The following is a 13,985-nucleotide window of genomic DNA, read 5'->3' as shown; positions in this document are numbered from 1 at the left end:
GCTGCCGCGTGACTATCGAATCGAGCGGTGCGGTGAATGCCGGTGAATGTCCCCGACTCGGGAGCGTCCGACTTCAACATGCTCCTACGGTGGCTGCGAGCCGTAGCAGCGATGCGGCCGCCGTTGCAGCAGAGGCCGCGAGCAACTATCCGACACTGGCCGCCAAGAGGAAGAAGCGCCCCGCACGCCCATGCGCTCTGTGCAGGTGAGCGCGAGGGACGATCACTTCACCTTGTGCTTCTTGTTCACCTTGATCGGGTCATCCGTGCGACTGAACGTGTTCACGATCCCTCGCCGTTCGAGGTCGTCGAGCAGGGCGAGGACGGCCGGCGTATTCTGCACGGACGGCTTATCCCAGCCAACGTAGGTCAGCTGCTTGTAAGACCCTCCGAGCGAACGAAGAATGTCGAACAGCCGTTCATCAGACAGATTTAGCAAGTGTGACGTCAAGAGTGGGGCGACGCCGCGCCAGTCGACACCTGTTGCCGCCATGCGCTCAATGACATCCACTCCGACAACCTTGCCGTTCGTGATTGCAAGGTTGGCCAACTCCGCCAGACCGGCACGGTCGGCTGTAGGCGCGAACTCCACAGCGCGGGTGATGATCACGTCCTTGACTGACCAGTCCACGTCGGAGCTGAGAAGCAGAGCGGCTAAATCGTTGCCGACGAAAATTGGCGTGATGAGGTTGGCCGCGCCGCTGGAGGCTTTGAGCACGTTCTGACGGGTGTTCCAGTTCGTGTTTTCAACGCGCGCGAAGGTCGCCGCTCCGTCTTCGATGATGCCGAGGCGAAGCAGGTGTAGGAACAGGTCGCCGTGCTCCGGAGTAATCGAGTCGACATCTATGTAGGAGGTGACGCCGAGACTCTTCACGAGTTCGGCGCGAAGCTTCGACGAGAGGACGGTTCGAGCTTCGAGGATGACGAGTGCAAGTCGAACGCGCTCAGGCTGTTCGCGCGAGTCTCCGGTTGTGATCTTCGAATCGCGAGCCAATACCTCGGCGAGATCGGAGTCGAGCGAGCCTACTTTCTCGATGTACGTCGCCACGTTCCCGAACGTTGAAGGAAAGCGCGTGTGGCGCGCTAGCATCGGCCAACTACCCTCGGGCACCTTTGCTATATCGGGGATCCGACTGGCGTTGGACGCCTTCGACACGATCTCCTCGAGGTAGTCGCCATCCGACTCAAGAACATCCTCAACGGTCTGTGCGAATCCGTTCTCGTCGTCGTTGGTTGTTGCCTCGGCCCCGACCGCCGCCAGGTAGCTGCCGAGGTCCGAGAGGACATAGTTGTACACGTTGTTGTCGGCGTCCCGCATCGAGTCCAACGCGAGGCTAACATCAGCGCCGAGCGCGACTTCGAGGTTGGTTCCACTTAGTTCGTACAGGTCTCGGGCAACGAAAGCCTTCTGCACCGCCTTCCCGAGCGGCGACAAGTCAGCGACCTTGGCTGCTGCGGTCTGGAAGACCTGCGCCACGCGGTTCGCGGCCGCTAGAGTCAGTCGCTCTTTGAGTACGCCAAACGCGGCATGATGGTTTCGGAGGAACGCCGCCGATGCCTCGTCGAGCTCGTACTTTCGTCCGTCGACCAATCCGCGGAGTGCCTCGCCGAGAAGCTCGATGCGTGTCTCCTCGTCAAGTTCAGCCTCGTTGCCGAGATAGCTGAGTACTCTGCGGGAGCGCATCGCGAGTCGGCGGGCAAAGAGTGCTCGCTGCATACCACTGGCGAGGTACGCCTGCAGGAACCGCCTGGCATCCTCGTCGAAGCGCGCGAGCGAGGTGATCATGATGTCTGCCTGACCCGCGTTAGTCTTCAGCACTCGGTCGAGGATCGCGATGTTGAAGAGTGCCGGCTCACCGAGCGACTGGGCGCCGCGCTCCCGGATTACTGCGTCGACATCGTCCTCCGACAGCGCGAACTGCTCGTCCATGAGGTCGCGCTCGACATGATGAATGATGAAGTTCGTCGCCGCAGGGCTCACCCGGTCACCGTGGAACGTCGAGGTGTACAGCGTGAAGTTACGGTTGATGTAGCCCGCACGGATGAGGCTGAACGCGAGGCCACGGGATAACAGCGTCTCGGCCACAGACTCCAGCGGTTGCTCGACCTCGTCGTGTTCGACGAGGAACTCGGGATGCCTCATGAGCGTGCCCATGTCCGCACCGTGGAGCAGCTTGAGCTGTTCGCGCTTCTCAGTCAGTGCCGCTTCGTGCGTCTTGCGGTCGGCCTCGGTCCACTCGTCTGCTGATAGGCGGTCGTCGAGCGCCTTCTGGAGGGAAGCTCGAGTGAAGGACATCGCCTGACCGCTGTAATTGTGATTGCGCCAGGTGATTGTCACGCTGTCCGGCGCCTCGGCGACCTGTTTCCAAAAAGCAACGGACGTCAAGTCATCCACGGACTTCGAGGTCCCGTTGAACGCGTAGTGCTCATTATTTTGGGAGAAACCCACCGTGCGGGCGGTCGCACTGATATGAGCAAGCAGTGCATCGCCCAGGCGCTGGGCGCGCACGCGAGCCCCGGCGGTTCGCGTGTGATTGAGTTCAGCCGCTCGAATCTCTTGTTCAAGGCGGCGAATATTCGCGGTGACGAGTTCGCGGCTGCGCGCATACAGCACATCGAGCCTGCTCTGTCCGAGGCGGATCGCCTCGAAGTCGGAAAGGTGAGTGCTCTTATACAGCATCATCGCGAAGAGGTCAGTCTCGGTGAGCCTGAGCTTCTCGCCATCACCCGAGAAGATACGGCTTCGAAAGACGATGAACTCGTTGCGCACATTCTTCAGCAAGCGCATGTCCGGAACGAACCGCCCTGCGAGATCGATCAAGTCGTTCGATACGTCGTGCTCAATGTCACGAAGGATCTGGGCGGTCAGGTTGCGAGCGCTGCGGTGAGTAATGAAAGGCACGACGGGAATAACCAGGTCGAAGAACTTGGTGCGATTGGCTCGCAAGATCTCTGCCTGCGCCGGATCAGCGATGACAGGCGCCGTCGCGTCCGTCTTTCGCCCCTCCAACTCCAGACCGATTCGGTCGAAGATGCTGTCCTTGATGGCGTACACAAACCGGATCGAACGGTTGATTTGGGGTGACGCATTCAGCAGCGTATTCAGCGACCGCAGAGTCTCGAATATGTGCGAGTCGTTGAATCGATCGATGTCCTCGAAAATGACGATGTCTTGATCCGAAGTCTCGAAGAAATAGACGATCTCGTCGAGATACTGGTCGAAGTAGGACACCGACTTCTCATCGAGCGTGACTGCCGCCGGCCCGGCGGAGAGTTGCCTAATCTGCAACCTGCCATGCAGCATTTGTCCGACCAAGAACGCGCCGCCGGTGACCAATGCGAGCAGGATCGGGTATATCCAAAGCTCTGGGTTCCAGAGCGGAGTGAGCACTGTCGCGATCGTCGTCGCCCATCCCGCGACCATGAACACGAGGGTGACGACTAACCCCAGTAGAAAAGCCAGCGCGAGCTCGCGCTTCCACTTGAAGCGCTCGATGCGTCGGAATCGCGAACCCGGAGCCTTGTCCGGTTCTTCTCGGTACAGAAGCTGTTTGACGATCTCCTGCTGGATGCGGTTCGTCGGCGTCGTAGCCTGCACCGGCACCGACTCATCGAGCATCGACGCTTCTATCGGCGCCAGCGTCGAGAGCGACAGCTCAACGACCTTGTCCTTCTTCAACACGGAGACGCGCTGCAAGATGCTGCTCTTGCCGACCCCGAAGTTGCCGGAAAGGGCGATATTGTGGATCGTTGGATTGTCCAGAGCTGTGATGATCGCGTCGGCATATCCCGAGTGCTCCGCCTCGAGGTATTCGGGGGTCAGTGGAATGAGATTCCACTTCTCCGAGGTGTCCCCGGGCTCCTCACCCTTCATGTCGAGCTCCCACCGATGTACTCATTCGCGGCTCCTCGCTTCAACGCAGGGAAAAACAGCGAACGCTGCGATGGCTGCGTTTGCCGCAGACGCCGAGAAGGCCCACCATGCCGTCTGGTCAGCAGTGGTGTCCCTGCCCAGTTCCACCACCCCGCGTCAATCACGTCGGAAGACTATCGGAGACGTGCGACAAACGTGATTCTCCGTCGTTTCGGTGACGTTCTCCCGGAGGGATGCCAATCGTTCCCTAGGTTCGTCACCGTACTTCGCAGCTCCGCGGCTCCCGGGCCAGAACGTCGCGAGGATTGTCCCCGACTCGGAAGCATTCGGTCCCAGCCGGTCACTACCGGTCCCTACGGTGGTTACACCCTTCGTCGCATCGGAATTGAGCGATTCCCGCGCTCCTCGCAGAAACTTCTTGACGTATTTCAAGTTTTGCGCCGCTTCACGCCATTCGCCTCACCGGCAGCTAAGTCGATGTCGAACACCGCCTATAGGCTCCGAGAAGACGCTCGGGAGGATGAATCTGGAGATCAACTGGTTGGAGCTGATCTGCAGGGCGCTGGGACGCGCCCGGCATCCTCTGGAATGCCATCCTCGTCAACCTCGCGGCTCATTGGTGGTTCGGGCCTCTGGTGGGCTTGCTCATCGTTGCGGCCAGCTGAAAGGGCGTCACAAAAACTCATCGCGTATATCGCGCGCGCGTTCGTGCACACGCACGGGTCATCCTGATCCTGCGAGGCCGGAGACGCTCTCGTGCACCGACCGGTGACATCTGAGTGAGCGCCTCGTGCCGATAACCCCTCGTATGTCCCCTCCTCGGCACGAACTCATGGCTTGGCCCGGGCGACCAGCGTGCTGTTCAGAGATAACGCCCGAGACGACATAGTCGGTCGGGCATTGCGGTAACGGCTGGCAGTGCCTGGTTTCAGGACATAGTTCATCTATGTCTCAAGACATCGTTCACACTTCTCGGATGTGACGAAAAACCGAATCATCGTGACCAGTGTCGTTCTCGAGGGCCGGTCAAAGGCCGACGTCGCCCGCGACTACGGCGTCTCCTCCCGATGGGTGCACACCCTGGTGCGGCGATACCTCGAGGGAGGCTGGGACGCCATCGAGCCACGCTCCCGCCGGCCCAAAAGGAGCCCAACCAAGACCAAGCCGGAGATCGAAGCGGAGATCCTCCGACTGCGCCGGGAGCTCACCGCGCAAGGCCATGACGCCGGCCCACACACCATCCACTTCCACCTGAGCACCCGATTCGACACCGTTCCCTCGGTCGCCACGATCTGGCGAATCCTGGACCGCCACGACCTCATCACTCCGCAACCCCGGAAGCGCCCGCGCTCCTCATACACTCGGTTCCAGGCCGAACTGCCCAATGAGACCTGGCAATCCGACTTCACCCACTGGCACCTGGCCGACTCCACCGGAGTGGAGATCCTGACCTTCCTCGACGACCACTCCCGACTCGCCCTCTCGGTCACCGCCAACCGCGTCACCACCGGCCAGATCGTGGTCGCCGACTTCCGCCGAAACGTTGAAGAATACGGGCCGCCCGCCTCCACCCTGACCGACAACGGGCTGGTGTTCACCACCCGCGTCCGCGGCGGCAAGAACGCCTTCGAGAACGACCTGCGCCTGCTCGGCATCACCCAGAAGAACGGCCGACCCAACCACCCGCAAACCCAGGGCAAGGTCGAGCGGTTCCAACAGACGATGAAGAACTGGCTCGCCAAACAGCCGCCCGCCAGCACCCTCACCGAGCTGCAACACCACCTCGACCAGTTCCGGGACTACTACAACACCCAGCGCCCGCACCGCTCACTGGACCGGAAAACACCCGCCCAGGCCTACGCCGCACTCGGCAAAGCCGGCCCCTCCGGCACCGTCGACGGGCACTGGCGGATCCGCGAAGACCGCGTAGACGCGACCGGCTCAATCACCCTGCGTTACAACTCCAAGCTGCACCACATCGGAATCGGCCGCGCCCACAAACACACCCGCGTCAAGGTCCTCGTCCACGACCGACACATCCGAGTCATCGCCACCACAACCGGACAGCTGCTCCGCGAACTGATCCTCGACCCCACCCGCGACTACCAACCCCAGAAACAACAAAACCCCCACTCCGGAGAGTGAGGGTTTTGTGAACCATGTCTTGCGACATCTATGAACGATGTCCTGCGACATGACACGGTAACGGCTGGCAGGATTTGAGCCTGCGACCCCTTGAAGGCTCAGAGTGAATCTTGACCTCACCGAATGTTTCGTGCACTCGCGGATTCTCTTGTGTCTGCAAGAGAACCGGGCGGTTCGCTGCAACTACGCGAACTACGAGCTGACCGCCGGGCATCTTGGCGGTGCCGTGGACGATGCGCGACGCAGGTCCCTCGCGAGGTAGTCGGTGAACGGTCAGGGGCGCCGCTGAGGCCCGACGCAATCTACAAATGGCGGCTGGTCACGATTCAGCTATGCGCGCGCAGACAGCAGACCCTGCGCTTTCAGATGTTTCAGGTAGGCGGCTGTCATCATCAGGACGGCTCCCCGCCGTGCGTGCACCAGGTCTCCGTACAGGCGAGATGCAACCAATTCGATGGTGGCAGTATCCGTCTGGGCCGGCAAGCCAAGCTCGCAGAGCGCTTGCTCCATCTCGGCGAGCCGCGCCATCCGATGCCGGATCTGCGACGCCGCCAAATCGGCGACATCGAGGGTGAGTGGCCCGTGACCGGGAAGAACCATTCGATGTCCCTCCCTTTCGAGCAGCGCGAGTGATCGGAGGTACTCCGACAGGGACCCGTCGGTCTCGTCGATAACGGTGCTGCCCGTTCCGAGCAGGGTGTCCCCGGTGAGGACCGCACCGCCGCCGTGGGATCGCTCCTCGACTACGAAACAGGCTGAGTCAGCGGTGTGACCGGGTGTCGCTATGACACGGATGTCGCAGCCGCCGGCGCGGATCGTTTCGCCGTCACAAAGCGCCTCTCCCGCGCGTGTGTGCATGGCGCTCATCGCGCGGATCGGAGCGCCGGTCTCCCAAGCCAGCGCAGGCGCGGCCTCACTGTGATCGTGGTGATGGTGGGTGAGCAGAATAAGTTCGACCGGTCCACCCGCGCGCAGCGCGCGTCGATGGACAGGTCCGTGCGGACCTGGGTCCACAACGACTGATCCGGCCGCGCCAGGCCCGCGTATGACGTAGGAATTGGTACCGTCCAACGTCCAATAGCTGGGATTCGGTGCCACGACGCGCGTGATAAGGCTCGTTACCCGACTGGATGCCGTCACCACGCCGAACTCTCACCAGGCGCCTCGTCGGACGCTGCGCCGCGCACGATCTTGCGCAGCATCTTCATGCCGCCCCTCAAGCTGCCCGGCGCCACCCGTGCCTTGCGAACAGCCATGCGATGCCTCCAAAACGGATCCTGTCTCCCACCACACCAATCCGCGGTGCATTACACAATTGCGTTTCGTACAACGTTCTGAGGCAGTCTTTGCAAAAGGAGAGAGGCCCCTCGGTTCATGTTGTGGATATCGTTTTCGCACGTCCCGCCGTCGAGTGATGGCATCGAGAGAAGAGGACCACGCGTGACGACCATCGCAGAGCCGCAGACGAGCACCTCATGGCTGGCACTTGAGAACAGACCTATCCTGGTCGTGGGTGCGGGGGGACTCGGCGCGGCGATCGCACACGCCCTACGAAGCAACGGCGCGCGTGTCGCCTTGCTGGACCGCAGCGCGGAACGCCTGGAGCAGGTGGCCGAGGAACAGGCCGATCTGCCGGGCGAACTGTTGCAGCTCGACGTCGACCTCGCGATTGCCGCTGACGGTCGGAGCGCAGTTTACGAGGCGCACCGACGCCTCGGAGGCTTGCAGGGCTTCGTCCACGCCGTCGGCGTCAACGATCGCCGCCCGGTTCTCGACATGGATGACGACGATTGGGCGCGACTCATCGACACCAACCTGTCCACGGCTTTCTGGACCGGTCAGGCGGCCGGGCGAGTGATGTGCGAGGCAGGCTCCGGCCGCCTCGTCTTCCTCTCCTCGGTCGCAGGTCTCCTCGCCCACGCGAACCACAGTGTTTACGCGGCGTCCAAGGGCGGCCTCAACCAGCTGATGCGGTCAATGGCTCGCGAGTGGGCTCCGCACGGCGTGCAGGCCAATGCGGTCGCCCCCGGCTACGTCGAGACCGCCCTCACGTCAGCCCACCTCGGGAAGGACGACAACCGCGCGCAGTTGGAATCGCTGGTCCCCGCCCGACGCCTGGGCTCCCCCGACGAGGTGGCCGACCTCGTCTCCTTCCTGCTCTCGCCGCGAGCGGGTTTCATCACCGGCCAAGTCGTCTACGTCGACGGCGGCCGGACCCTGGTCTGATTAGACACAAAAAACGAAGGATTGAGCCATGACCATGACCACGACCACGACCACGACCATGCACAGCAACCACATCGCCGGCCGTTGGGTCGACGGTTCCGACTCGACGTCGAACATCAACCCGTCGGACACCGACGACATCATCGGTCACTACGCGCGTGCCGACGCGGGACAAGTCACTGACGCCATCGGCGCCGCGGCCGAGGCTTTCAAGGGCTGGTCGACCACGACCGGGCAGGAGCGTGCCGACATCCTCGACACCGCGGGGTCCGAGATGCGCGCCCGGCAGGGAGAGCTCGCCGATTTGCTGGCTCGGGAAGAAGGCAAGACGATCACGGAGGCGCGCGGCGAGGTCGATCGCACCATACGGATCATCCGTTACCACGCGGCGCAGGCGCTCATGCCGGCTGGTGAGGTCGTCCACTCCATCCGTCCCGGTGTGAAGATCGACGTCGTCCGCGAACCCGTCGGTGTGGTCGGTGTCATCACGCCCTGGAACTTCCCGCTCGCGATCCCGGCATGGAAGATCATCCCCGCCCTCGCCTATGGCAACACCGTGGTCTTCAAACCGGCGGATCTCGTCCCTGCCAGCGCCTGGCACCTAGTGGACATCCTGGTGCGCGCGGGACTGCCCGACGGGGTTCTCAACCTCACGATGGGGCGAGGCAGCGTGGTGGGTGATGCGATCGCGCGCGACCCCCGCGTGTCGGCGCTGTCGTTCACCGGCTCGGTTGCGACCGGCGCGCACGTGCTGGAGGCCGCGCAGAGCCACCAGGCGCGCGTGCAACTGGAGATGGGCGGCAAGAACCCTCTAATCATCAGCGACGACGCCGACCTCGACGTCGCCGTCTCGGTCGCCGTCGACGGCAGCTTCGGCTCCACCGGTCAGCGATGCACCGCCGCCGAGCGCTTCATCGTCGACGAGCGGATCCACGACGCATTCGTGGAGGCCCTAGCGGCTCGGATGTCGAAGGTAGTGGTGGGCGACGCCCGTGATCCTCGCACGCAGATGGGACCGGTCGTCGATGCCCGACAGCTCGAGCAGAACCAGGCTGCGCTGCGGCGAGCCGAGGCGGACGCGGGTGAGGTGATCGGCGGAGAGCTCGTCGAGGCACCCCGCCCCGGCTTCTACATGCGCCCCGCCGCGGTCGTCGGTACGAAGCAGACGGACTGGATCAACGTCGAGGAAGTGTTCGGGCCCGTCGTGTCGATTGTGAAGAGCCGCGACCACGACGAGGCAGTGGCCCTCGCGAACGACACCGAGTTCGGCCTTTCGTCCGGCATCGTCACGACCTCACTGGCCAAGGCGGCTGATTTCCAGCGTAGATCCAAGGCAGGAATGGTGATGGTGAACGTTCCGACGGCGGGCGTCGACTACCACGTGCCGTTCGGCGGTCGAGCCCGCAGCTCGTTTGGGACGCGCGAGCAGGGCACTTATGCACGGGAGTTCTACACCACGGTGAAGACAACCTATGTGGGCGCCGGAACGGTCTGAGCCTACGGCCACACGTGCCGACCGTGTGATGACTGTTGATCACACGGTCGACACTTCGTTGCACTGCACCCGGCGCAGGCGTTTTCCGCCGTTGACGGAGTGCGGAACCTTGCGATCGAAGTGGATGCCGTCCGTCTCCCGATCTCGGCGATCAACCGAGCGGGCATCGCCTTTACCAAGGAAGTGGGGACTCGATCGCAGCTAACGCGCTGCCGCGATCCGCGAACTCAAGGTGTGGGCGTGTGCTAGAAGTAACTTCCCAAGCATCGGCAAACGGTCCGCCCGGAAGCGGGACTCCACACCCGTGATGCTGAGTGCCCAGTCCGGGCTGCCGTTCCTCGTGAAGACAGCAGCACCGAGTCCGTGACTGCCTTCAACGATGAGTCCGGGGTTCACCGAGTAGCCACGATCTTGAGTCTCCTGGAGTCGCTCGCGTAGCCGGTTCTCGGCGTGTTGGCCTCCCCATTCGGCACTGAGTTCGGGATGCCGTTCAAAGTATGCGTCCACATCATGAGCTGGAAGAAACGCAAGGACGGCGAGGCCCGCTGAGGCTACGCCGAGCGGAAATCTAACTCCCTCTGAGAGCACGAACGACCGGATGGGGAAGCTGCCGTCCTCTCGGACCAGGCAGATCATCTCGTCCCCTCGCCGCGCCGACAAGAACGCGCTCTCCTCTGTCCGCACGGCAAGAGAACGCACGACGTCTCCCGCGAGTGCAGTGATGTCATAGCGTGCCGCGGCAACAGTGCCCATTAGGTACAGTTCGGGGCCGGGCATCCAGGTCCCTGTCCGCTCGTCCTGATCAACCAGACCTTCGTGGCGAAGCGCGGTGAGCAAGCGATGGGCCGTTGGCCGGGTGAGCCCGCCGTGTCGAGCTAACTGCACCGTTGTCGCCCCGGTGGTTCCCGCCGCTGTCACAGCACGAAGCAGCCCGGCGGCGCGGGCAATGGACTGCGCTCCCGGCACGCTGCGTCGTCTGTCCACGCTGTGGACTCTATTTGGCAAGCTATCCACATTGCAAGCATTTGCGTGCATCCTCCACGACCTCCGGCAAGGATAGGCAAGCCGACGGTATAGACGGTGAGGAAGCAAAGGAGCAACCATTCGATGATGGACAAGACAGTGGCCAGCGCGGCTGAGGCGGTGGCGGACATCGCGAGCGGGTCCTCGATCGCCGTCGGCGGTTTCGGGTTGTGCGGCAACCCGATGACTTTGATCGAAGCGTTGCTCGAGAAAGGCAGCGACGACCTGTCGATCGTCAGCAATAACTGCGGCGTCGACGATTGGGGACTCGGTGTGCTGCTGGCCAACCGCCGGATCCGCAAAATGACCTCGTCCTACGTGGGTGAGAACAAGGAGTTCGAACGCCAGTTCCTCTCCGGTGAACTCGAGGTCGAACTGACCCCGCAAGGCACACTGGCCGAGAAACTGCGGGCAGGCGGCTCAGGCATTGCCGCCTTCTTCACCCAGACCGGCGTCGGCACCCAGGTCGCCGAGGGCGGACTTCCTCGTCGCTACGACCGTTCAGGCGGCGTCGCGATCGCCTCCCCACCCAAGGACGTCCGCAACTTCCCGGTGCGCGGCGAGGAGAAGCCCTTCGTGCTCGAGGAAGCCATTGCCACCGATTTCGCGATCGTCCATGCCGAACGCGGTGACCGGCACGGCAACCTCGTCTTCAACAAGTCGGCGCGGAACTTCTCGCCGCTGGCGGCGATGGCCGGCCGGATCTGCATCGCTCAGGTCGAAGAGCTCGTCGAACCCGGCGAGATCGACCCGGACGCCGTTCACCTGCCCGGCGTTTTCGTGCACCGGGTCGTGCTCGTCGGTCCGGACATCGAGAAGCGCATCGAACGTCGAACAGTTCGCTCAACGGAAGGCAACTGACCATGGCACTCACCCGCAACGAAATGGCCGCACGGGCAGCGCTGGAGCTCGCTGACGGCGCCTACGTCAACCTCGGCATCGGCCTGCCCACGCTCGTGCCCAACTATGTGCCTGAATGCGTGACCGTGACCCTGCAGTCGGAGAACGGCATCCTCGGTGTCGGTCCGTACCCGACCGAAGACGCCGTCGACCCCGACCTCATCAACGCGGGGAAGGAGACGGTGACGACCCTGCCCGGAACCGCTTTCTTCGATTCGGCGCTGAGTTTCGCGATGATCCGCGGCGGCAAAATCGATGCGGCGATCCTCGGGGCGATGCAGGTCTCAGCCACCGGCGACCTCGCCAACTGGATGATCCCCGGCAAGGTCGTGAAGGGCCCAGGCGGCGCGATGGACCTCGTCCACGGCGCCGGCCGGGTGATCGTGCTGATGGAACACGTCGCCAAAGACGGGTCGGCCAAGATCGTGGACGAATGCTCGCTCCCGCTGACCGGCCGCGCCGTCGTTGACCGCATCATCACCGACCTCGCCGTCATCGACGTCACCCCGGACGGCCTCGTGCTCGTGGAACTGGCACCGGGCGTCACGGTCGACGAGGTCGTCGCCGCAACCGAACCAAAACTCATTTTCTCTGAAGCACTGAAGGTGGAAGCATGAATTCATCCGACATTGTCATCGTTGCTGCGGCACGGACACCCCAAGGGCGTTTGAAGGGCCAACTGTCGCAGTTCAGCGCCGTCGAACTCGGGACCTTCGCCATCCGCGGTGCGCTCGAGCAAGGAGGGATCGCCCCGAATGCAGTCGACGCAGTGCTTATGGGCCAGGTTTTGTCGGCTGGCTCCGGGCAGAATGCCGCCCGCCAGGCGGCGCTCGGCGCGGGTATCGGTTGGGACGTGCATGCTGCGACGGTCAATAAGGTTTGCCTTTCCGGCCTCACGGCGATCATTGATGCGGCTCGTATGATTCGCTGCGGCGACGCCAGCACTGTGATCGCCGCAGGGATGGAATCAATGTCGCAGGCGCCCCACCTGATGGTGGGCTCGCGAGACGGCTGGACATACGGCTCGATCGAAGTACTCGACCACGTCGCGCACGACGGTCTCACCGACGCACACGACCGCGAGAGCATGGGCGCGTCGACCGAACGGAACAACATACGGTTCGAGGTGACCCGGGGGGAACAGGATGCGGCGGCCGTACGTTCCCACCATCGCGCCGCAGCCGCGTGGGAGTCCGGCGTCTTCGATGCAGAAGTCGTGCCAGTCATAGTTCCGCAGCGTCGTGGAGAACCCATCGCGGTAACCCGCGACGAGGGTGTCCGCCCGGAAACGACCGGCGAGTCGCTAGCCCAGTTGCGCCCAGCCTTCGCACCAGGTGGCTCCCTTACGGCCGGCAACTCCTCGCAAATTTCCGACGGTGCCTCCGCAGTCGTGCTGACCACTCGCGCAAACGCCGAAGTGAAAAACTGGACAGTTCTTGCCACGCTCGGGGCACACGGCCAGGTTGCGGGACCGGACAATTCGCTTCACGCTCAGCCGGCACGCGCCATCGAGGCGGCGTGTGCGAAACAAGGAGTCGTCCCCAGCGGCCTGGACTTCGTTGAAATCAACGAGGCATTCGGTGCTGTCGTGGTGCATTCGCAGCGCGAGCTGGGCCTCTCAGACGACCAGGTCAACGTTCACGGCGGCGCGATGGCAATCGGTCATCCGCTCGGCGCGTCGGGTAACCGCGTCGTGGTGCACGCAGTACATGAACTCGTACGACGAGGGAGCGGGACGGCTGCTGTCGGAGTCTGTGGTGGGGGCGGCCAGGGAGACGCGCTTATCCTGACGCGCTGACTCTAGCTACTTGGCCGAGTGATCGCGCGCCCAACTCCTTTCAGGCTTCACCAGGTAGACAACGATGCCCGAACGCCGTGAATAGGGCTCGCCTGTGTAGCGTTCGGCGATCCGATCGACAATTGGCAACGCTTCTTCCCCGTCGATGCGGGCGATGGCGCAGCCCCGAACGAACGCCATGTCCAAGGGGTTCTGGGGATTGGTGACGGAGAACGCGACTCGGGGGTCAGCGATGAGGTTGTCGTCTTTCTGGGAGCCGGTCTCCATGAAAAACGCCAGGGTATCCCCTTCGACACCCACCCACACCGGGACGGAGTGGGGCGACCCGTCAAGCATGAGCGTCGCCACATGCGCAATCGCGTCGCGCTCGAAGTACGGGCGAACATCGGTCCAGCTGGTAGCCATCCTTGCTCCTTTGTCTTGCTGATTCAGAAGACGCTCCGAGCCATCCCTGGAACCGGCAGGCAAGCCCTCACGAGGCGTCCACCCTCGTTACCTGACGGGGCATGGAGAGGGACTGTCTGA

General features: G+C 63.1%; 10 protein-coding genes. 6 read left to right on the top strand and 4 right to left on the bottom strand.

Translation table 11 applies throughout. The features are described 5' to 3' along the window. Positions 1-222 precede the first annotated feature (222 nt). Positions 223-3,873, bottom strand: a complete 3,651-nt coding sequence (locus HCT51_RS06470) for a YobI family P-loop NTPase (RefSeq protein ID WP_166880926.1) — start codon at positions 3,871-3,873, stop codon at positions 223-225. Between the two features lie 978 nt (positions 3,874-4,851). Between HCT51_RS06470 and HCT51_RS06465 the strand changes: the two genes are divergently transcribed. Continuing rightward, complete coding sequence (locus tag HCT51_RS06465) at positions 4,852-6,018, top strand: IS481 family transposase (protein ID WP_191413787.1); 1,167 nt, start codon at positions 4,852-4,854, stop codon at positions 6,016-6,018. Between the two features lie 330 nt (positions 6,019-6,348). On the opposite strand, the gene HCT51_RS06460 is transcribed toward HCT51_RS06465, so the two are convergent. Next, on the bottom strand, positions 6,349-7,116 hold the full coding sequence (locus HCT51_RS06460) for an MBL fold metallo-hydrolase (RefSeq protein ID WP_166880486.1): 768 nt from the start codon (positions 7,114-7,116) through the stop codon (positions 6,349-6,351). A 342-nt stretch (positions 7,117-7,458) separates the two neighbouring features. Between HCT51_RS06460 and HCT51_RS06455 the strand changes: the two genes are divergently transcribed. Next, positions 7,459-8,244 carry an SDR family NAD(P)-dependent oxidoreductase gene (locus HCT51_RS06455; protein ID WP_224760712.1) on the top strand — a complete coding sequence of 262 codons (786 nt, stop codon included), beginning with the start codon at positions 7,459-7,461 and terminating at the stop codon, positions 8,242-8,244. 28 nt (positions 8,245-8,272) lie between these two features. After that, positions 8,273-9,739 carry an aldehyde dehydrogenase family protein gene (locus HCT51_RS06450; RefSeq protein ID WP_224760711.1) on the top strand — a complete coding sequence of 489 codons (1,467 nt, stop codon included), beginning with the start codon at positions 8,273-8,275 and terminating at the stop codon, positions 9,737-9,739. A 201-nt stretch (positions 9,740-9,940) separates the two neighbouring features. Here the strand turns inward: HCT51_RS06450 and HCT51_RS06445 are convergent, their stop codons facing one another. Continuing rightward, on the bottom strand, positions 9,941-10,774 hold the full coding sequence (locus HCT51_RS06445) for an IclR family transcriptional regulator (protein WP_191413805.1): 834 nt from the start codon (positions 10,772-10,774) through the stop codon (positions 9,941-9,943). Positions 10,775-10,846: 72 nt separating this feature from the next. Between HCT51_RS06445 and HCT51_RS06440 the strand changes: the two genes are divergently transcribed. Genes HCT51_RS06440 through HCT51_RS06430 form a run of 3 tightly spaced genes read left to right on the top strand, consistent with a single transcriptional unit; the run spans position 10,847 to position 13,460 of the window. Beyond that, on the top strand, positions 10,847-11,623 hold the full coding sequence (locus HCT51_RS06440) for a CoA transferase subunit A (protein WP_166880492.1): 777 nt from the start codon (positions 10,847-10,849) through the stop codon (positions 11,621-11,623). A gap of 2 nt (positions 11,624-11,625) precedes the next feature. Beyond that, positions 11,626-12,279, top strand: a complete 654-nt coding sequence (locus HCT51_RS06435) for a CoA transferase subunit B (RefSeq protein WP_191413802.1) — start codon at positions 11,626-11,628, stop codon at positions 12,277-12,279. After that, the gene (locus tag HCT51_RS06430) at positions 12,276-13,460 is read left to right on the top strand and encodes an acetyl-CoA C-acetyltransferase (protein WP_166880494.1); all 1,185 of its coding nucleotides are present in this window, start codon (positions 12,276-12,278) and stop codon (positions 13,458-13,460) included. Before HCT51_RS06435 ends, HCT51_RS06430 begins: the two co-directional genes overlap by 4 nt. Before the next feature lie 6 nt (positions 13,461-13,466). Here HCT51_RS06430 and HCT51_RS06425 read toward each other — a convergent pair whose 3' ends face one another. Next, on the bottom strand, positions 13,467-13,865 hold the full coding sequence (locus tag HCT51_RS06425; RefSeq protein WP_166880496.1) for a TIGR03618 family F420-dependent PPOX class oxidoreductase: 399 nt from the start codon (positions 13,863-13,865) through the stop codon (positions 13,467-13,469). Between the last annotated feature and the right edge of the window lie 120 nt (positions 13,866-13,985).

Source organism: Salinibacterium sp. ZJ450 (assembly GCF_011751885.2).
In the GTDB taxonomy this organism is placed as follows: domain Bacteria; phylum Actinomycetota; class Actinomycetes; order Actinomycetales; family Microbacteriaceae; genus Ruicaihuangia.
Note: the sequence above shows the minus strand (reverse complement) of the source record. Positions and strands in the feature narration are given on the sequence as shown.

Bases quoted from the DNA above. Each gene is read 5' to 3' on its own strand.
- HCT51_RS06440 (WP_166880492.1), top strand. From the start codon at position 10,847: ATGATGGACAAGACAGTGGCCAGCGCGGCTGAGGCGGTGGCGGACATC.
- HCT51_RS06435 (WP_191413802.1), top strand. From the start codon at position 11,626: ATGGCACTCACCCGCAACGAAATGGCCGCACGGGCAGCGCTGGAGCTC.
- HCT51_RS06425 (WP_166880496.1), bottom strand. From the start codon at position 13,865: ATGGCTACCAGCTGGACCGATGTTCGCCCGTACTTCGAGCGCGACGCG.
- HCT51_RS06470 (WP_166880926.1), bottom strand. From the start codon at position 3,873: ATGAAGGGTGAGGAGCCCGGGGACACCTCGGAGAAGTGGAATCTCATT.
- HCT51_RS06445 (WP_191413805.1), bottom strand. From the start codon at position 10,774: ATGCACGCAAATGCTTGCAATGTGGATAGCTTGCCAAATAGAGTCCAC.
- HCT51_RS06450 (WP_224760711.1), top strand. From the start codon at position 8,273: ATGACCATGACCACGACCACGACCACGACCATGCACAGCAACCACATC.
- HCT51_RS06430 (WP_166880494.1), top strand. From the start codon at position 12,276: ATGAATTCATCCGACATTGTCATCGTTGCTGCGGCACGGACACCCCAA.